This is a genomic window from Flavobacterium sp. TAB 87 (genome assembly GCF_001529295.1).
Taxonomy (GTDB): domain Bacteria; phylum Bacteroidota; class Bacteroidia; order Flavobacteriales; family Flavobacteriaceae; genus Flavobacterium.
On the sequence record NZ_LLWK01000037.1, the window covers coordinates 1 to 18,932 of the forward strand.

The following is an 18,932-nucleotide window of genomic DNA, read 5'->3' on the forward strand; positions in this document are numbered from 1 at the left end:
TAACGGTTGTACAGCCACTACTTGTGCAACTACCACTCTTGATAATGCAGTTCCTATCATCTCTCTTTCATCTAAAGTGGACATTTATTGTTTAGATGGAAACAATGGTGCAATAACTATTACATCTTCAGAAAACTCAGGCGCTAATTCTTACGCATGGACAAAAAATAATATTGCCTATTCCACTTCTGAAGACTTAACAGAATTATCAGCAGGGACCTACACCGTTACTGCCACTAGTGCTAATGGCTGCTCATCCGAGCCATTCATCGTTACTATTAGTCAACCAACTACTTCATTAAGTGCAACTGCTGTCATCACCAACAATATCAATTGTATAGGATGTTCGAAAGGAGCTATAAATTTAACTGTTTCTGGCGGAAATGACGGTATATACACGTATTTATGGTCCAATAATGAGACTACTAAAGATATTTCGAACTTATATAAAGGAGATTACAGTGTAGCAATAAAAGACTCGAAAGGTTGTACTGTAAATTACAATTATACTATTACTGAATCTGGAATTAGCATTACTAAAGAAGGTACTTATATTGATTCAAACAATGACGGAATCACAAATATTGGTGATGTAGTGGCCTATACTTTCGTAGTAAAAAACACAGGAAATGTAACTCTTATAAACCTTACAATTATTGATGACAATGCTATTGTTTCTAATAAAGCGATTGATAAGCTTGCTGCTGGCGAAACAAACAGCACAACATTCACTGCTTCGCACATCATTACACAAAAAGACATTGATGCTGGAATTGTTTACAACCTTGCAACGGTAAAGAGCTATGATCCGAAAGGAAATTTAATTACGGCTACTTCTACAGATCCGACCCCTTGTACAACTTGTCCTCTTTCTAATGAGTGTGCTGATTGTACGACTACTGACTTAAACCAAAATCCGAGTTTAAAAGTTATAAAAAATACTTTGACTACTAGCTTCAGTAAAATTGGTGATATACTTCTTTACACGATTGTTGTCGAAAATACTGGAAATGTAACTCTTCATCAAATACGTGTTCAAGATCCACTAACAGGTCTTGATGTGACTATCGAAGAATTACAACCAGGTCAAAAATCTAAAGAATACAGTCAAAGTTATACTGTCACACAACAAGACTTAATTAATAAGTCGGTGACAAATATCGCTACTGCTGAAGGTCTTAGTCCAAGTAATACCCTAATAAATGGAAGTGATACCGTTACGGTCAACCAAAGTAAAATGATTATTGACGCTGTTGATGATTCAAAAGATTCAGTTGATGCAACTAGTGGAATTAAAAATGTCTTGAATGTTTTGACAAATGATCGTTTAAACCAAATTCCAGTTATCCTGCAAAATGTGACTTTAAATTTAGTTACTGCTGATGCGACTGGAATGTTATCCTTGAATCCGGATGGTTCTGTTGATGTAAAACAAGGAACTCCTGCAGGAACTTACACTTTAACGTACCAAATCTGTGAAATTCTAAATTCTACCAATTGCGACACGGCAAAAGTCACTATAAAAGTGATACAAAATGAGGTGCTAAATATCACAGGCGACGCTTGTAATGCAGACACCTCAGTTACAGATTTGTCAAATTTATTGCCTTCAGGAACTTCTACTAATGGAACGTGGACTGATACAGATCAATCAAATGCATTAAATGGCTCTCTATTATCCGCATTTGAATTAGAAATTCGTACGTACGTTTTTGAATATAAAATTATTGAAGAAACAGGAATTAAAATTTTTTTAATAAGCATACAGATTAATGATGATTGCAAAGTTTTGCCTTGCGGAACTGTATTGGTGCACAATGCATTTTCTCCTAACGGAGATGGTACAAACGACTATTTTGCAATCGACAATATCGACGAAACAAATTGTTATGCAGAAAATAATGTTGAGATCTACAATCGTTGGGGAGTATTAGTTTTCGAAACTAAAAATTACAGCAATAGTAGCAATTACTTTGATGGAACATCTAGAGGCAGAACTACTATTAAAAAGGGTGATGGGTTACCAACCGGAACTTATTTCTACATTTTAAACTTCACCTCTGTTGATGGAAGTGGTACGACAATAAGCAATAGAAAAGACGGCTATCTATATCTCTCTAAATAAGAAAAACAGGGAGTTCCTGAACTCCCTTTCTTGCTTTTACAACTAATGCAATACCATTAAAAATAAGAATTCAAATTTAATTGTAATTCAATATCAAATGTTTGGCTATTCAACTCATATAATCACCTCACCATAAATATCTGCTATGAAAACAAAATTATTTACTTTCGTTTTGATGTGTACAGCTATTGTCAGTTTTGCTCAGCAAGATGCTCAATTCACCCAATATATGTACAACACAATTACTATAAATCCTGCTTATGCTGGCTCACGCGGCGCCTTAAGTGTTTTTGGTTTGTACCGTGCGCAATGGGTAGGTTTAGACGGTGCTCCAAAAACAAGCGCATTCTCTGTGCATACACCCATAAATGGTAGTCGAGTAGGTTTAGGAGTTTCAGTTATAAATGACAAAATTGGACCCACCAATAACAACGACATTTCTGCCGATTTATCGTATACAATAAATACTTCTGAAACATTTAAATTATCATTTGGTATTAAGGCTACCGCAACTATTTTTAATTTAGATGTCAACAAGTTAAATCCTACGGACGCGAATGATCCGCAATTTCAAAACTTTGATACTGATTTTACACCCAATATTGGAGCGGGTATTTACTGGCATTCTGATAAGTTTTACTTAGGATTATCTGTTCCAAAGTTTATAGAAACCAATCAATATAATGATAATGAAATCGCAATTTATAAAGAAAAAATAAATTACTACATGATCGCTGGTTACGTTTTTGACTTAAGCAGAGACATCAAATTTAAGCCAGCTGTTTTAACTAAACTAGTCGAAGGCGCTCCTTTGCAAGCGGACATTTCAGGAAATTTTATGTTTAATGAAAAGTTTGTGGTTGGAGTAGCCTACCGATGGAGTGCAGCTGTAAGTGCGATGGTAGGTTTTCAAGTGAGTAAAGGTTTTTATTTAGGCTACGGTTATGATCAGGAAACAACTAACTTAGACCGCTATAATTCGGGCTCTCACGAAATATTTTTGCGTTTTGAACTCTTCAAAAACAATAATAAAATGACTACTCCACGTTTCTTCTAAAAAAAATCCTATGAAAAATTATATACTCCTTTGCCTAATAATAATACCTGTTTTTTCATTTAACTGTTATTCGCAACAAAATAAAATTGCAGCTGCAGATAAGCAATACGACAATTATGCCTACGTAGATGCAATAAAAACGTATGAACGTGTTGCAAATAAAGGCTACAAATCGGAAGAAATGTTTAAGAAATTAGGTAATGCCTATTATTTCAATTCCGATTTAGAGCAATCTGCCAAGTGGTACGGTGAATTATTTGCAATGACAAAAGAGGTAGAAGCTGAATATTATTACCGTTATGCGCAATCTTTAAAATCAATTGGAGAAATAGAAAAAGCCAACCAAATTCTAGAAAGCTTTAGTAAAAGATCCAATAATGATTCTCGAGCCAAACTTTTTACTGAAGATCGTGATTACTTAAGTGAAATTAAGGCCAACTCTGGTCGCTATACGATTGCTAACAGCGATATTAATAGTTCGTACTCTGATTATGGTACTGCATTTTATTTAGATAAAATTGTGTTTGCCTCTGCTAGAGATACGGGTAGTTTTATGCAACGTAAACACAAATGGACAGGCGAATATTTTACAAATTTGTATGTTGCCGATCTAGATCAAGATTTCAATCCATCCAATGTTAGAAAATTTGACAAAACAGTCAATAGCAAATTTCACGAAGCGAGTCCAACCTATACTAAAGATGGATCAACGGTTTATTTTACTAGAAATAATTATATAAATGGAAAAAAAGGAAAAGATGCCAATAAGACTACGCTAGTGAAAATTTACAAAGCAACCATGAAAGATGGGAAATGGACTGATGTTGCAGAATTACCTTTCAACAGTGATAATTACAGCACCGCTCATCCCACCTTAAGTGTAGACGAGCAAATATTATACTTTGCTTCTGATATGCCTGGCGGTATGGGGCAATCAGATTTATATAAAGTAAAAGTTAATTATAACGGATCTTTTGGCCAACCTGAAAACTTAGGAAAAGAAATAAATACCGAAGGAAAAGAAACGTTTCCGTTCATAAGCAGCGAAAACGAGCTCTACTTTGCCTCTGACGGACATCCCGGTTTAGGTGGTTTGGATGTATTTGTTGCAGCAATTGATAAAGAAGGAAACGCTAAAAATGTTCAAAATATTGGTGCTGACATTAATTCGCCTAACGATGACTTTGCATACATTATTGATACCAAATCAAGGAAAGGTTTTTACAGTGCCAATAAAAAAGGTGGAGAAGGAAATGACGATATTTATCAATTTCTTGAAAATAAAAAACTATCCTGCACTCAAGAATTATTTGGTTTAGTAACCGATATAATAACTGAAGAAATTTTACCAAATACTAAAGTTTCTCTTTATGATAATCAAGCACAATTAATACATTCTACATTTTCAGATCCGACGGGAAATTACACCCTCAACGTAGACTGCGGAAAAGAGTATCTTGTTAGAGCCGAAAAAGAGAACTACAGCACTAAGGAAGTGATGATTAGCATTGGCTCATTAAGCGGAAAAACAAATCTACCAATCGCTTTGGAATCAGCAAAATGCAAAGTAGCCGTAGGAGATGATTTAGGAAAATGTTTCGGAATTAAAATGATATACTTTGACTTAGACCAATCGAATATTCGACCAGAAGCAGCGTTAGATTTAGAAAAAATAGTAGACGTATTGAGAGAGAATCCCAATATGAAATTAGACGTTCGCTCGCATACTGACAGTCGCGCAACCGCAGCATACAACATGAAACTTTCTGACAAAAGAGCTAAATCGACCATTCAGTGGTTGATAAAAAATGGCATTGATCAAGCCCGTTTAACCGGAAAAGGGTACGGCGAAAGCGAATTAGTAAATCAGTGCGCTGATGAGGTAAAATGTTCAGAAGCAGAACATCAGATGAACAGACGAAGTGAATTTATAATAACCACTCTTTAACCAAACCATATTTCCTTAAAAAAGTCTTTTCTTCCCGAAAAGGCTTTTTTTTTACCAAAAAAAGCCGCTAATTTATTAGCGGCTAAAAGACAATATGTCTTAAATAAATAAAACGAAAATAATTAAAAGGGCTCTTTTTTCTTTGTAGTCAATACTCGAAAGAAATTATATTTTTGCAAAAATGTTTGTATAGTAGGTTTTACCGGTTTCACTATCCACGGTAATTGAAATTCCGAAATGAGTGTAATCACCTTCAACGTTTATTTTATGATCGGGACTATTTAACCATGCTTTTAAAGCTGCTTCGGGAGTCTTATAATTGTAAGCTAAATTCTCTCCTACTTTTATCGCTCCCAATTTTTTTATTATATCATTTGATCTTGACACAAAATCATCGTGACTAATATGTTGCTGAATAATCATATACGCATTGTGCTTTTGAGAAACTGTAGAAATATAATTCGCTTTTTGCAATTCCGATAGCCCAACGCTCACTCGATAGTCGTTCACTAATTGAAGTGTTGCTGATTCAGCACTACTGTAGTCATAAGCAGTATCGGTCCAGTTACTATTTTTAGCTGTAGAAGATTTACCGTCTAACAAATCTGATTCGAAAGATTCGCCAGAACAAGAAACGAACGTGCATGCTAAGAAAAAAACCGCTAGTAATTTTGATGTAGGTTTCATAATCTTGTAGTTTAAATTAAAGTAGATTGTGGGGCAAACTCTTTTTATTATTTAATATTACATTTTTTCGTTGTGATAAACTTAACACAGTTATCGTTTAAACACCAAAAAAAACCGATGAACTACATCGATTTCGTAATTAAATAAAATTTAACTTACAAAACTAGACAAGAGCTATGGAGCTAACCTATCAATTTTCCATAAATAGTTGTCTTGCAACTGATATCTAATGCGATCGTGAAGACGATTTGCTCTTCCTTGCCAAAATTCAACAGAAACAGGGACTACTAGAAAGCCTCCCCAATGTTCAGGACGATTAATTTCTTTGCCTTTATATTGTGTTTCTAATTGCTTTAAATTTTGCTCTAAAAAGACACGAGACGGAATAACCTGACTTTGATCAGACACTATTGCGCCAAGCTTACTGCCGTCTGGTCTACTGTCAAAATAGTTGTCAGAGATGTTGCTGGCTACTTTTTGTGCTTTACCTTTTATAATTACTTGTCGCTCCATTCCTTGCCAAAAAAAAGACAAGCAAACATTTGGATTGTTTAAAATTGCTTTTCCTTTTTCGGAATTATAATTAGTATAAAAAATAAAGCCTTCTTCATTAAATTTTTTGAGCAGAACTACTCTCGTTTTCGGAAAACCATCTAAACCAATAGTCGCAACCGACATTGCATTTACCTCATCACGGCCGTCACCCAATTCTTCTACCTCGTGAAACCATTTGTTAAAAAGATTAATTGGATCTTCTGGAATTGTCGTTTCTAATAATTCACTTTTCTCGTATGATTTTCTATAATTGCTTAAATCGCTCATTGGTTGTTTTTTAAAATTAAAGAATCAAATTCAAAAGAAGCGCCGTCATCTCCTAATTTTACATTTTCAAAAATAGTTTGCGCTTCTTCTTTAAATAAGGAAATCCGCTCATAGCGAGTGGAATAATGTCCTAAAATTAATTGTTTTACATTTGCTTTTAAGGCTATTGTTGCCGCTTCTTTTGCAGTAGAATGCAGTGTTTTTTTGGCTAATTCTGCTTCACTTTGTAAAAATGTTGTTTCGTGATATAGCACAGTAGCGTTTGCAATAATCGGAATAATAGCTTCAAAATAAGCGGTGTCGGAGCAAAAAGCATAGCTCTGAGGAGCTGGTCCGTCAAAAGACAATTCTTCATTTGCGATTACTGTTCCGTTTTCTAAGGTCACGCTTCCTCCCTTTTTTATTTTAAGAAAATAACAGGTATCAATTTTATAATTTTCAACTGCAGCAACATTCAATTTTCTATCGTTTTGTTTTTCCTGAAATAAAAATCCGTTGGTGTACACCCTATGCTTAAGCGGAATAGTGCGCACAATTACTTTGTCATCTTCAAAAATAATTTCACTTTCTTTACTTGCTAATTCGGTAAAAGACAACTCGTAGTTTGGCCAAGAATTAGAAAGCTTTAATTGCAATAATATAATTTCTTTGATTCCTTTTGGACCGTAAATATGCAAATTGGTTGTTCTACCTAGCAAAGAAAAAGTAGAAATTAAACCAATTAGTCCAAAAAAATGATCGCCATGCAAATGCGAAATGAAAATGCGATTGATTTTAGAAAACTTAATTTTATTTTTGCGCAATTGTACCTGAGTTCCTTCGCCACAATCAATTAAAAAGAGTTTGTTTTTAATCTCTAAAACTTGTGCGGTAGGATTGGTGAATGTACGTGGAGTTGCGGCGTAACAGCCTAATATAGTAAGTTTCAATTTTCGTTTATTTTATCGTTACGGGGTTATGTTATCCGAGAATAACAAGTAAACGATTCCACGAATAAACAGTTAATCCAATTTAAAAACCTAAATCACGCTCAATTTCTTCCATTTCAATTATATCGTGCGCTTCTAATAAAGAAGGAACGACGGTTAATTTACTTGGAACTTCATTAAAATCAATATCATCAACTGCAATAACAAATGATTTTTTTGATTTTTTATGTATCTTAGAAAGAGGCTTGAATTGAGTGATATCTTTGATGCTAATGTCTGAACAACGCAGTAAATCAATAATAATATTACTGTTCTCAAAAGTTTTATACTGGTGGGTAATTTTCATTACAAATGCTGTAAAGTCGCCTTCAGTATTTTTAATCGAAACGGTATGTCCTTTTTGATCAACTTTCATTTTTGTGCTTATTTTACAGATTATACAAACAAATTAGATTCAATAAGCTAAGGTAGTTACTATTTTTAAAACTATTGAATTTTTGAAGCCAAAAGATAGATAACAGCCATACGGATAGCCACTCCATTTTCGACTTGGTTTAAAATTACTGAGTGACTCGAATCGGCCACTTCTGAAGTAATTTCTACCCCACGATTAATTGGTCCAGGGTGCATAATTACAATTTCTTTATTTAAAGAATTCAGCAATTGCAAATCAACACCATATTGTTGTGAGTATTCGCGAGTTGATGGAAAAAAGTTTACGTCCATGCGCTCGTTTTGTACGCGAAGCATATTGGCAACATCACACCATTCTAAAGCTTTTCTTAAATTGGATTCAACAGTAACTCCCAAAGATTCAATGTATTTAGGGATCAAAGTTTTGGGTCCGCAAACTTTTACTTCGGCTCCTTGCATTTGCAATGCATAAATATTAGATAAAGCTACTCGCGAGTGCAAAACATCGCCCACGATTACTACTTTCTTACCCGCTACATCGCCTAGTTTTTCTCTAATAGAGTAACTGTCCAATAATGCCTGTGTGGGATGTTCGTGTGCACCATCGCCTGCATTTACTATACTTGCTTTTACGTTTTTGGATAAAAAATAAGCGGCACCAGGATTAGAATGTCGCATGACAACCATATCTACTTTCATAGACAATATGTTGTTTACCGTGTCAATAAGTGTTTCTCCTTTTTTTACCGAAGATTGTGCGGCAGAAAAACTAATTACATCGGCAGAAAGTCTTTTTTGAGCCAGCTCAAAAGAAAGTTTAGTTCTGGTACTGTTTTCAAAGAAAATATTGGCAATGGTAATATCTCGTAATGAAGGAACTTTTTTAATTGGCCTATTAATGACTTCTTTAAAATGATCGGCAGTTTCAAAAATTAGGTTAATATCATTCTCATTGATGTACTTAATTCCTAACAAATGATTTACGCTTAATTCTTTCATTTTTATACGGTTATTATTTTTTAAAGTTTAAATGTAAAATGGTTTCCGAATTAATTCGTTACTAAATAAACAGCATCTTCACCCTCATTTTCTTTCCAACTCACTTTAACTTTTTCATCATTAATAGCATCTACTTGCCTGCCTCGATAATCGGGCTGAATGGGTAAATTTCGACTAAAACGACGGTCAATTAACACTAATAATTCTATTTCTGCAGGTCGTCCAAACGATTGAATAGCCGTTAATGCCGAACGAATACTTCGACCCGTGTACAAGACGTCATCAATAAAAATAACTTTCTTGTTTTCGACTATAAAATTAAGCTTGGTTTTATTGGCTTCAAGAGGTTTTTCGGTTCTCCTGAAATCATCTCTAAAGAAAGTAATGTCTAAATATCCTAAAGTAATTTCGGGTGTTCTATATTCTTCTTCTAAAATTTGTTTCAAGCGTTCTGCTAAAAAAACGCCTCTGGGCTGAATACCTACTAAAACAGTATCAGAGAAATCAAGGTGTTTTTCTATCAACTGACAAGCCAAACGATGCAGTATGATAGTAACTTCTTTAGCATTAAGTAATACTTTTTGACTCATAGTTAAGTGAAATATTTGGACGGACAAATATACAAAATCAGAAGCACAACGGTATTAAATATATTTCAATAAAATAAATATTGTTTTAGTACTGGACAGATCAGCCAGAAATAGAATTAAATTCTGATCCAGTTGATTACTTTAATTCATAAGTAATAAGATAAAAACACAAACAAATAGATGTCAAAAACTACTCATTAGTCAACGCAATCGATAAATTAAATGTGACAAACACCTGTTTTAAATCATTCAAAACAAAACCATTACTAAACTTTTATCACTAACTTTGAGAATAGCAGATCTAAAAAAATTAAATAAAAACATATGGCAGTTATAGATTATTATGCCACTTTAGGCATTACCAAATCGGCAACAGAAGCCGAAATTAAAAAAGCATACCGCAAATTGGCGCGAAAATTTCACCCCGATGTAAATCCGAACGACAAGGAAGCGCAACATAAATTTCAGGAAATAAACGAGGCAAATGAAGTACTTAGCCATGTCGAGAACAGAAAAAAATACGATAAATACGGAAAAGATTGGCAGCATGCAGATGAATATGAAAAGGCAGGTTATAACCCGAATCAGCAAAGTTCGCGCAGACCACAAGGTTCACAATCACAGGCCTATTCGGATTTTTCTGAAGGAGATTTTTCAGATTTCTTTAGTTCGATGTACGGCGGAACGGGAGGCGGAAGACAATCTAAATACAGAGGACAAGATTTTAATGCCGAATTAAATTTAGATTTAAAATCAGCTTACAACACCCATAAGCAAAGTTTGACCGTAAACGGTAAAAATATTCGCATTACTATTCCGGCTGGTGTAGAAAACGGTCAAGTAATCAAGATTCCAAATCACGGTGGCACTGGATCAAATGGAGGTCCTAATGGCGATTTGTTTATTACTTTTATTATTCCAAATGAAGGTGATTTTCAACGAGAAGGTTCCAATTTGTATGCTACTGTAGACCTAGATTTATATACCGCTTTATTAGGTGGCGATTTTTTTGTGCCCACATTTGATGGGAAAGTAAAAGTGAAAGTGGCCGAAAGCACTCAAAATGGAACGAAAGTAAAACTAAAAGGCAAAGGCTTCCCGATTTATAAAAAAGACAATCATTTTGGCGATTTATACATCACTTATAATGTAAAATTGCCAACAAACTTAAGCGAACAAGAGAAAAAATTAGTTGAAGAACTATCTAAATTAAGAAACAATGAGTAATGCTAACTTAATACTAATTAGACAATTTTGTGTTGTACATGAAATAGAATATACCTTTATTACTGACCTTAAAAATTATGGATTAATTGACGTTGTGATAGAAGAAAATGAGGAGTTTCTACACCACGAGCAACTTCCTACCGTAGAAAAAATGATCCGTTTGCATTATGATTTAAAAGTAAACCTAGAAGGAATTGATGTAATTACCAATTTGCTAGAAAAAATTGAAAACTTGCAGCAAAATTTAACTTCGAGCCAAAATAAATTAAGATTGTACGAAAGGGAAAAATTTTAATTTATATTTCTTTACAAATTTCATGAAGAAAAAGTAAACAGATATTATACTGACTTGCACACATAAAAAATGACCCTGATGCCACTAATCTGTGACAAAAAATTTCAAATAATGTCTAATTAAATTTTTAAATCATACCCTGAAAATTTTACAGCCATCTCATGCAAATTATACACATTAAAAAGAAAAAAGATAATCCCGATCTTATAAATCAGAGTGACAAAAAAAGATTTTATTTTAGCTATAGTATTGAAAAATAATAACAAAATTTCCGATTTTCAGCAATTTTAAACTTAATCTTCTTTCTTGTTTTTTCTTAAATTGCAATCTATTAAATGACATTAGTATAAAACAATTTCTGTTCAAAAGACATTCAAAATTTAACCACAAAAAATGAAAAGAGAAAACATCTTAACAGGTTCTCCTTGGGAAGACAAAATGGGATATTGTCGTGCCGTGCGCATTGGTAATATTATCGAAGTTTCTGGAACTGTTGCTATAGTTGATGGCGACAAAGTAAAAGCAGACGATGCTTTTGCTCAAACCATCAACATACTAGAACGAGTTGAAAAAGTACTTGAAGATTTAAACGTAGGAATGAAAGATGTCATTCGCACCCGAATTTTCACCACCAATGTCGATACTTTTGAAGACGTAGCCAGAGCGCACGCTTCTTTTTTTAAGGATATCAAACCCACAACAGGTTTTTACGGAATTAATCAATTGGTCTCACCTGACTATTTGGTAGAAATCGAATTTACTGCTGTACTACAATAGAAAAACTGTGCATTTAAAATCGAAAAAAGTTCGTTACAACAAATCACCATTCGGTTAAATCTGATCTTACATTATAAAGGGTTGACTTTTTAAGTTTTCAATTCCTACAGATTTGTGGTAAAAAAACAGAAATAGCAAGTTTAAACGGTTTGATTTAATTATTTTTGCGATCTACAAAACATCGACTAATTTTGATCCACACTAAAAAACGCAATACTCTTATTCCTTTGGCCTTAAAATGGCTCTTAATCTGCCTCTTAATCGGGTTTTTATCAGGAACAGCCTCAGCATTTTTTCTCGTTGCTTTGCAATGGGCAACCGATTTACGATTAGATAGTCATTGGCTTATTTGGCTGTTGCCAATTGGCGGTTTCTTAGTAGGTTTAAGCTATTATTATTGGGGAAATGATGTCGTAAAAGGCAATAATTTATTATTAGAAGAATACCACGAACCCAAAAAAGTCATTCCGTTTAAAATGGCGCCCCTCGTACTTTTTGGCACAATAATTACCCATTTATTTGGAGGTTCTGCTGGACGAGAAGGTACCGCAGTGCAAATGGGTGGAGCGATTGCAGACCAATTTAAATCGATTTTTAAACTCACCGATAACGATCGAAAAACATTATTGATATTAGGAATTAGCTCGGGTTTTGCTTCGGTTTTTGGCACTCCACTTACGGGCGCTATTTTTGCTATCGAAGTCGTTTTTTTTAGTAGAATTAACTACAAAGCCATTCCGCTTTCATTTATTGTGGCTTATGTTTCTTATTTTACGGTCGAAATTTGGCAAGTTGCACATACACATTATAGCATTCCGTTTGTGCCTGCAATGACGATAACCAACTTAGGTTACACCGTTGGAGTCAGTATTTTATTTGGAATAGCAGCCTTACTATTTTCGAGAGGAACGCACTTTTGGAGCGGACTTTTTAGCAAAATAATTCCCTATCCGCCGCTACGTCCTTTTGTTGGCGGCGCTATTTTAGCAGTTGTATTTTTAAATTTCAACTTTTTAAAGTTCGAAGGCTTAGGTGTTCCTGCCATTGTAGATTCCTTTTCAATTACAAGCGAATGGTATGATTTTTTACTTAAAATTTTGTTTACCAGTTTCACTTTAGGTGCTGGATTTAAAGGAGGCGAAGTAACCCCACTGTTTTTTGTAGGTGCAACTTTGGGTAGTGCCTTATCGTTGGTAGTACCATTGCCAATGGCACTTTTGGCCGCCATGGGATTTGTCGCAGTATTTTCTGGAGCGACTCACACCCCTATCGCTTGCACCGTTATGGGAATGGAATTGTTTGGTTTAGAATGCGGACTTTTTGTCGCCGTAGCCTGTGTAATTGCGTACTTTGCTTCGGGTTCTATCGGAATTTATAAATCGCAAATCGTTAAAGGACCAAAATATCATTTCTACCAAAAATTGCGCAGACGCGACCTTAAAAACCTGTGATACTTAAAAGGATGTTAATCTGGTAAATGTTTTCAAGTTTACATTAAAAAAATGTAAATTCGCACACATGAAAACAGAAGATATCCAAGCCATACAAGAGTTGTTAGCTACACCCAAAAAAATTGCCATTATTCCTCATCGCGGACCTGATGGAGACGCTATGGGCTCTACGCTAGCGTTATATCATTTTTTACTAAAATACGATCATCAACCAACGGTGATTGCTCCCAATGAATTTCCTGATTTTTTAGCTTGGTTACCTGGTTCAGAAACAGTTAAAGTTTTTGAAAAAGACAAATTAAATTGCGCTAAAATCCTAGAAGAGGCCGAGGTAATTTTTACTTTAGATTTTAATGCATTGCATCGCACAGGGGAAATGGAACATACTTTGGCAAAATTAAAAGCGCCATTTATCATGATCGATCACCATCAAAAACCGGACGATTATGCTGCTTTTACCTATTCTGACACTTCGTTTGGCTCCACTTGCGAAATGATTTATAATTTCATTTCCTTTTTAGATAGAAAACACGCTATTGATAAAACCATAGCTACTTGTATTTATACGGGAATTTTAACTGATTCGGGTTCGTTCCGTTTTCCTGGCACCACGGGGAATACGCACAGAATTATTGCAGAATTAATTGATTTAGGAGTTGAAAATACGCAAATCCCAGTTTTACTTTTTGAGAATAGTTCATTCAGTCGTTTGCAATTGTTGGGAAGAGCGCTGCAGAATATGAAAGTTTTTCAAGAATACAAAGCGTCTTTCACTACTTTAACACAAGAAGAATTAGATGCTTTTGATTATATCAAAGGGGATACGGAAGGAATTGTTAATTACGGATTGAGTATGAAAGGGATTGTTTTTACAGCGATTTTCATCGAAAATAAAGAAGAAAAAATAATCAAAATTTCATTTAGATCTCAAGGTGGCTTTGACGTGAATGAATTTTCTAGAACTCATTTTGGCGGCGGAGGCCATAGCAATGCGGCTGGTGGAAAATCAGATTTAAGCATGAGTGAAACAATAACAAAATTTGAAGGTTTACTTACAAATCTTAACATCCAATAACGAATGAACTATTTAAAAATCAGTTTAATGCTCTTTGCTGTCGCGCTTTTGTTAGCGAGTTGCAAACAACATGAGTCAGCCAGAAAGCCAATTTCTCGAAGCTCAGGCAGTTTCATGAAACAATCTGCAGAGCGAAACAAAAAGCTAGTCGCGAGCGAAGAAGATCAAATTAAAGCGATTATCAAAAAAAATCCTAAAATCGAATATATTGCTTCTACAAAGGGATATTGGTACTATTACGATGTTAAAAATGCGACCGACACCTTAACTCCAAAAAGAGGAGATGTTGCTTTTTTTACTTACGAAATCAAAAATTTAAAAGGAGACATCATTTATTCTGAATTGGAACTGCGTCCGCAAACTTATTTTGTAGACAAACAAGAAATTATGATGGGATTGCGTGATGCCATCAAGTTAATGCATAAAAAAGAAACAGTTAATTTTCTTTTTCCTTCACACATCGCTTACGGATATCATGGAGACAATAAAAAAATAGGAATAAACCAACCTATAATGTGCACAGTAACTTTAACCAATTTTGTTTCTGAAGCTACTTACAAAAAATATACTGGCGTTAAAAAAGAAACGACAGAACCAGCAATTACACCTGCACCAAGTGCTACCATTAATGACACATTAAATTAACAATCAATACTTTTAAAATGAAAAAAACAGTATTCGCTCTACTATTGCTAGTTACCGCGTTTTATTCTTGCAAAGACAAGCACAGTGATTTACCCGACGGATTATATGCTGATATTGAAACCAATAAAGGCCACATTATAGTTGAATTAGATTATAAAAAAGCACCAATTACAGTAGCAAACTTTGTCACTTTAGCCGAAGGCAAGAACGAATTTGTTACGCATCCACAATTAAAAGAGAAGCCTTTTTTTAATGGTTTAAAATTTCACAGAGTTATTGAAAACTTTATGATTCAGACTGGGGATCCGTTAGGAACTGGTTCGGGAGATGCAGGTTACAAATTTAAAGATGAAATAACCGACTTAAACTTTGAAAACGGTGGCGTTCTAGCCATGGCCAATAATGGACCAGCAACAAACAGTTCACAGTTTTTTATCACGCACGTAGCAACGCCTTGGCTTGAAGGAAAACATACTGTTTTTGGACATGTAGTTGCAAACGGTATGGAAGTTGTTAATTTAGTAAAACAAGAAGATCATATTGTTTCGGTTACTATTATTAGAAACGGAGAAGCAGCTAAGAAATTTGATGCCGAAAAAACGTTTGGAGATTACTTTAAAGACGAGTCAAAAGCGTTAAAAGTTCAGCAAGAATTAGAAGCTAAAAATAAAGAAGAATACAGCGCAAAATACAAGGCAGTTATCGAACAAAAATTAGGTGCACTAGCAGAACTAAGAACAAAAGCAATCAAAACTCGTTCGGGTTTAGAATATGTAATTACCAAAAAGGGAAGTGGAAAAAAACCGACAACTGGTCAAGAAATTTATATTGATTACACTGGTTTTTTAGAAGATGGAACTCTATTTGATACTAGCATGGCAAGCGCAGCCGAATCCTTTGGAAAATTAGATCCAGCGAGAGCACAAGCAGGACAATACAATGCGATTCCGTTTGAAGCAGGTCGTAAAGACGGAATGATTCCTGGTTTTATTGAAGGAATTGAGCAATTGTCTTTTGGAGACAAAGCCACTTTATTTATTCCTTCGCATTTGGCGTACGGTGTAACTGGAGCAGGAAATGGAGTAATTCCACCCAATGCTAATATTATTTTTGAGATTGAGTTGCTAGAGAAAATGCCGCAACAATAATTGTTTAAACTATAAAATGCAAAAGCATGAAATTTAAAATTTTACTTTTAAGCTTAATCGGACTACTAAACCTTCAAGCTCAAACTGCCAAAAAAGCTGCAGATACAGACGGTATATTTGCTACAATTGCGACTAATAAAGGTGATATTGTATTGCAATTAGACTATCAAAAAGCACCAGTAACGGTTGCCAATTTTGTCTCACTTGCAGAAGGAAAAAATCCTTATGTATCAAAAGGAAATTTAAAAGGAACTCCATTTTTTGATGGTTTAAAATTTCACCGTGTTATTAGTGATTTTATGATTCAAGGTGGTGATCCGTTAGGAAATGGTTCAGGAGATCCAGGATATTCGTTTAAAGATGAATTTAACGACGACTTAAAGTTTGATGCAGGCGGAGTTTTAGCAATGGCGAACTCAGGTCCAAAAACCAACGGAAGTCAATTTTTTATTACGCACAAAGAAACGCCTTGGCTTAACAATAAGCATACGATTTTTGGTCATGTAATTCAAGGTATGGATGTAGTAAATAAAATTTTAATGGATGATGTCATTACTAAAGTTACCATCGTAAAAAAAGGTTCTACTGCCAAAAAGTTTGATGCTGCCAAAGTATTTATCGCCTACTACGAAAATAAAGCAGAAGACGAGAAAAAAGAAGCGTTACTAGCAGAAGAAAAGAAAAAGCAAATAGCAGCTTTAGCACTTGAAAAAGAGAAAGAGCATCAAATTAAATACGCTCCGGTAAGCGCTGCGAAAAAAGCTTATTTTGACGAAAATAAAAAATCTGCAACAACCACAGCAACTGGCTTAACTTATAAAATAGTTACTAAAGGAACTGCTGGAAAACCTGTAGCTGGAGAAACATTATACTTTCATTACGCCGGTTATTTTGAAGATGGGACTTTGTTTGACAGTAGTATGGAAAATGTTGCTACAGCAAATGGGAAGCATGATGTGAATCGTGCAGCTCAAGGTGGTTATAATGCATTTCCTTTTCCTGTTGGTAAAAAAGACGGAATGATTCCTGGTTTTACCGAAGGACTTGCACTAATGAATTATGGAGACAAAGGCATTTTTTATATTCCTGCTCCTTTAGGCTATGGTGAGCGTGGCGCAGGAGATGTAATTCCGCCCAATGCCACTTTAATATTTGAAATTGAAATTACAAAAGAGCAACCAGGCTCAAAAAAATAATTATTCTGGAAACAGACTAAACGTAAAAAAAACCCGATAATATTAATTATCGGGTTTTTATTTTTATTTTTTTGAAGTAAACTTCCAGTCAAATTCGTCTTTACCGTTGATGATCGCACCAATTTCAAATTTTACAATTTCATTGAATTCTGTTTGCAAAATAAACCAGTTTTCATCGTTAAAGTAATTCTCGAAGGTGTCAAACTCTTCTTGAGTGAATTTGGTGATCTGTTTCGTTTCTAAATCTTTTTTGACATCTTTAATGTTTCTGCCTAATAATTTAAAGCCAAATAAGTCAAGATCAGCTCCAGAAGCTACAATATATCCTAATTTCAACTCTTCTTCTTCGTAAAAAGTCAAACGCATTTTGTGTTTGTTGTAAACAAAAATCACATTGTCATCTTCGTCTTTATAATTTTTATCTGGTTTGCCAAAAACAGCAGTGACGTCATTTTGTTTCATTCCAAAAACCAATTGATCAATACCTGATTTTAAATTTATTTTCATAATCTCCATTTATTTAGATTGCAAATTTCGGAAAGTTTTTTAGCAATTCCATATTACTATGCAACATTTGTTTACTGTTGTTGCAAATGATACTATACTTCATTCATTTACTTACAATCAAGGTCACAATTTAAGTGCGATAAAGAGCGTTAATTTTAAAATAAATGAATTACATTCGTAAGCATAAAAGCACGTTTAGTAGTGTGAAACAGTTTTAAATCACTACTAAAATGTTGAATTAGTGCTTACTTATAAGTTGTGCTTCACTTTAAATCTACAGAGAATAAATAATAAACATATAAAATAACAGAACTAAAATATGCAAGACGAAATAATAAAACATACAAAAAAATTACATTCAGCTATGAGCAACAAAGACCATTCAATTAAAGAAAAAGTAACAGAAATAATTATTGAAATTTTAATAATCGTTTTTGCGATAACACTTTCAATATGGCTACATTCTTGGAATGAACATAACCACCAACAAAAAGAAGTTTCTATTTTTCTTGGTAATTTAAAAAGTGATTTGCAAAATGATATTAAAATTTTGGATGAAGTAAAAGGAGAATATGAGAAGACAAATATTGGTTATGAAAAACTTTTAGCACTTACACCTCTTCAACTTGACAGTATACAAAAATCTAGTACTAAAGTTTATTTTCCTGTTAATGCACAAGGACGAAAACTAAATAATGCTAATTATGAAGCTTTTAAGTCCAGTGGTAAAATTGGCTACATTGAAGACGAAATATTAAAACAGAAAATATTAACCTATTATCAACAATGGTCACCGACAACTAATGAAGTAGATAAAATTTATAATGATTTTCTGTTCAAGTGTTTTGACAAAATGATAGAAAGTGCAGATAAGTCAGATGCAGAACTATATTCAGATCCAAAATTTAAAAAAACAATGTTTTTTCTTATCACGATAGGTAAAAATAACATAAGAGTTTATGACCAAAATGTAAAACCACAAGCAATTAAACTTATTAAAGAAATTGAAAAAGAGATGAATAAATAAAAAAGCGAACGTA

At 34.0% G+C, this 18,932-nt stretch carries 19 protein-coding genes; 12 read left to right on the forward strand and 7 right to left on the reverse strand.

Features of this window, described 5'->3' with window-relative positions; genetic code table 11:
- The 3 genes from AP058_RS09240 to AP058_RS09250 all read left to right on the forward strand — a co-directional run.
- Nucleotides 1-2,125, forward strand: a 2,125-nt coding sequence (locus tag AP058_RS09240) for a gliding motility-associated C-terminal domain-containing protein (protein ID WP_066309629.1), incomplete at its 5' end; no start/stop codon positions are given.
- 145 nt (nucleotides 2,126-2,270) lie between these two features.
- Nucleotides 2,271-3,182, forward strand: a complete 912-nt coding sequence (locus AP058_RS09245) for a type IX secretion system membrane protein PorP/SprF (RefSeq protein WP_066309632.1) — start codon at nucleotides 2,271-2,273, stop codon at nucleotides 3,180-3,182.
- A gap of 10 nt (nucleotides 3,183-3,192) precedes the next feature.
- Nucleotides 3,193-5,130 (forward strand): OmpA family protein, encoded by a 1,938-nt coding sequence (locus AP058_RS09250; RefSeq protein WP_066309635.1) that lies wholly within the window; start codon nucleotides 3,193-3,195, stop codon nucleotides 5,128-5,130.
- A gap of 165 nt (nucleotides 5,131-5,295) precedes the next feature.
- Here the strand turns inward: AP058_RS09250 and AP058_RS09255 are convergent, their stop codons facing one another.
- The 6 genes from AP058_RS09255 to pyrR all read right to left on the reverse strand — a co-directional run bounded on the left by AP058_RS09255 (nucleotide 5,296) and on the right by pyrR (nucleotide 9,571).
- Entirely contained in the window at nucleotides 5,296-5,817 is a 522-nt protein-coding gene (locus AP058_RS09255; protein WP_066309640.1) for a CAP domain-containing protein, read from the reverse strand.
- Between the two features lie 174 nt (nucleotides 5,818-5,991).
- Complete coding sequence (pdxH, locus tag AP058_RS09260) at nucleotides 5,992-6,639, reverse strand: pyridoxamine 5'-phosphate oxidase (RefSeq protein WP_066309642.1); 648 nt, start codon at nucleotides 6,637-6,639, stop codon at nucleotides 5,992-5,994.
- Complete coding sequence (locus AP058_RS09265; RefSeq protein ID WP_066309644.1) at nucleotides 6,636-7,568, reverse strand: ribonuclease Z; 933 nt, start codon at nucleotides 7,566-7,568, stop codon at nucleotides 6,636-6,638. The genes pdxH and AP058_RS09265 overlap by 4 nt, the downstream gene beginning before the upstream one ends.
- 82 nt (nucleotides 7,569-7,650) lie before the next feature.
- Nucleotides 7,651-7,983, reverse strand: a complete 333-nt coding sequence (locus AP058_RS09270; RefSeq protein WP_066309646.1) for a ribonuclease Z — start codon at nucleotides 7,981-7,983, stop codon at nucleotides 7,651-7,653.
- Nucleotides 7,984-8,054: 71 nt separating this feature from the next.
- Nucleotides 8,055-8,981: an aspartate carbamoyltransferase catalytic subunit gene (locus AP058_RS09275; protein ID WP_066309652.1), complete on the reverse strand. Its 927-nt coding sequence runs from the start codon at nucleotides 8,979-8,981 to the stop codon at nucleotides 8,055-8,057.
- A gap of 50 nt (nucleotides 8,982-9,031) precedes the next feature.
- Complete coding sequence (gene pyrR / locus AP058_RS09280) at nucleotides 9,032-9,571, reverse strand: bifunctional pyr operon transcriptional regulator/uracil phosphoribosyltransferase PyrR (RefSeq protein WP_066309654.1); 540 nt, start codon at nucleotides 9,569-9,571, stop codon at nucleotides 9,032-9,034.
- Nucleotides 9,572-9,895: 324 nt separating this feature from the next.
- Here pyrR and AP058_RS09285 point away from each other — a divergent pair, with 324 nt between their 5' ends.
- From AP058_RS09285 to AP058_RS09320, 8 genes are all read left to right on the forward strand, one after another.
- Complete coding sequence (locus tag AP058_RS09285; protein ID WP_066309656.1) at nucleotides 9,896-10,798, forward strand: DnaJ C-terminal domain-containing protein; 903 nt, start codon at nucleotides 9,896-9,898, stop codon at nucleotides 10,796-10,798.
- The gene (locus tag AP058_RS09290; RefSeq protein WP_066309658.1) at nucleotides 10,791-11,093 is read left to right on the forward strand and encodes a chaperone modulator CbpM; all 303 of its coding nucleotides are present in this window, start codon (nucleotides 10,791-10,793) and stop codon (nucleotides 11,091-11,093) included. The genes AP058_RS09285 and AP058_RS09290 overlap by 8 nt, the downstream gene beginning before the upstream one ends.
- A 393-nt stretch (nucleotides 11,094-11,486) precedes the next feature.
- Complete coding sequence (locus AP058_RS09295) at nucleotides 11,487-11,870, forward strand: RidA family protein (protein WP_066309660.1); 384 nt, start codon at nucleotides 11,487-11,489, stop codon at nucleotides 11,868-11,870.
- Nucleotides 11,871-12,064: 194 nt separating this feature from the next.
- A complete protein-coding gene (locus AP058_RS09300) occupies nucleotides 12,065-13,321 on the forward strand; it encodes a voltage-gated chloride channel family protein (protein WP_066311082.1) in 1,257 nt (418 codons plus the stop codon).
- A 67-nt stretch (nucleotides 13,322-13,388) separates the two neighbouring features.
- The gene (locus AP058_RS09305; protein WP_066309663.1) at nucleotides 13,389-14,396 is read left to right on the forward strand and encodes a bifunctional oligoribonuclease/PAP phosphatase NrnA; all 1,008 of its coding nucleotides are present in this window, start codon (nucleotides 13,389-13,391) and stop codon (nucleotides 14,394-14,396) included.
- Nucleotides 14,397-14,399: 3 nt separating this feature from the next.
- Nucleotides 14,400-15,041, forward strand: a complete 642-nt coding sequence (gldI, locus tag AP058_RS09310) for a gliding motility-associated peptidyl-prolyl isomerase GldI (protein ID WP_066309665.1) — start codon at nucleotides 14,400-14,402, stop codon at nucleotides 15,039-15,041.
- 17 nt (nucleotides 15,042-15,058) lie between these two features.
- Nucleotides 15,059-16,189: a peptidylprolyl isomerase gene (locus AP058_RS09315; protein ID WP_066309667.1), complete on the forward strand. Its 1,131-nt coding sequence runs from the start codon at nucleotides 15,059-15,061 to the stop codon at nucleotides 16,187-16,189.
- Nucleotides 16,190-16,215: 26 nt separating this feature from the next.
- Complete coding sequence (locus tag AP058_RS09320) at nucleotides 16,216-17,385, forward strand: peptidylprolyl isomerase (RefSeq protein WP_066309669.1); 1,170 nt, start codon at nucleotides 16,216-16,218, stop codon at nucleotides 17,383-17,385.
- Nucleotides 17,386-17,448: 63 nt separating this feature from the next.
- On the opposite strand, the gene AP058_RS09325 is transcribed toward AP058_RS09320, so the two are convergent.
- Nucleotides 17,449-17,892 (reverse strand): hypothetical protein, encoded by a 444-nt coding sequence (locus AP058_RS09325; protein ID WP_066309670.1) that lies wholly within the window; start codon nucleotides 17,890-17,892, stop codon nucleotides 17,449-17,451.
- Nucleotides 17,893-18,211: 319 nt separating this feature from the next.
- Between AP058_RS09325 and AP058_RS09330 the strand changes: the two genes are divergently transcribed.
- Entirely contained in the window at nucleotides 18,212-18,919 is a 708-nt protein-coding gene (locus tag AP058_RS09330; protein WP_066309673.1) for a DUF6090 family protein, read from the forward strand.
- The last annotated feature ends 13 nt before the right edge of the window (nucleotides 18,920-18,932 follow it).

Bases quoted from the DNA above. Each gene is read 5' to 3' on its own strand.
- AP058_RS09245 (WP_066309632.1), top strand. From the start codon at position 2,271: ATGAAAACAAAATTATTTACTTTCGTTTTGATGTGTACAGCTATTGTC.
- AP058_RS09250 (WP_066309635.1), top strand. From the start codon at position 3,193: ATGAAAAATTATATACTCCTTTGCCTAATAATAATACCTGTTTTTTCA.
- AP058_RS09255 (WP_066309640.1), bottom strand. From the start codon at position 5,817: ATGAAACCTACATCAAAATTACTAGCGGTTTTTTTCTTAGCATGCACG.
- pdxH (WP_066309642.1), bottom strand. From the start codon at position 6,639: ATGAGCGATTTAAGCAATTATAGAAAATCATACGAGAAAAGTGAATTA.
- AP058_RS09270 (WP_066309646.1), bottom strand. From the start codon at position 7,983: ATGAAAGTTGATCAAAAAGGACATACCGTTTCGATTAAAAATACTGAA.
- AP058_RS09275 (WP_066309652.1), bottom strand. From the start codon at position 8,981: ATGAAAGAATTAAGCGTAAATCATTTGTTAGGAATTAAGTACATCAAT.
- pyrR (WP_066309654.1), bottom strand. From the start codon at position 9,571: ATGAGTCAAAAAGTATTACTTAATGCTAAAGAAGTTACTATCATACTG.
- AP058_RS09285 (WP_066309656.1), top strand. From the start codon at position 9,896: ATGGCAGTTATAGATTATTATGCCACTTTAGGCATTACCAAATCGGCA.
- AP058_RS09290 (WP_066309658.1), top strand. From the start codon at position 10,791: ATGAGTAATGCTAACTTAATACTAATTAGACAATTTTGTGTTGTACAT.
- AP058_RS09295 (WP_066309660.1), top strand. From the start codon at position 11,487: ATGAAAAGAGAAAACATCTTAACAGGTTCTCCTTGGGAAGACAAAATG.
- AP058_RS09305 (WP_066309663.1), top strand. From the start codon at position 13,389: ATGAAAACAGAAGATATCCAAGCCATACAAGAGTTGTTAGCTACACCC.
- gldI (WP_066309665.1), top strand. From the start codon at position 14,400: ATGAACTATTTAAAAATCAGTTTAATGCTCTTTGCTGTCGCGCTTTTG.
- AP058_RS09315 (WP_066309667.1), top strand. From the start codon at position 15,059: ATGAAAAAAACAGTATTCGCTCTACTATTGCTAGTTACCGCGTTTTAT.
- AP058_RS09320 (WP_066309669.1), top strand. From the start codon at position 16,216: ATGAAATTTAAAATTTTACTTTTAAGCTTAATCGGACTACTAAACCTT.
- AP058_RS09325 (WP_066309670.1), bottom strand. From the start codon at position 17,892: ATGAAAATAAATTTAAAATCAGGTATTGATCAATTGGTTTTTGGAATG.
- AP058_RS09330 (WP_066309673.1), top strand. From the start codon at position 18,212: ATGCAAGACGAAATAATAAAACATACAAAAAAATTACATTCAGCTATG.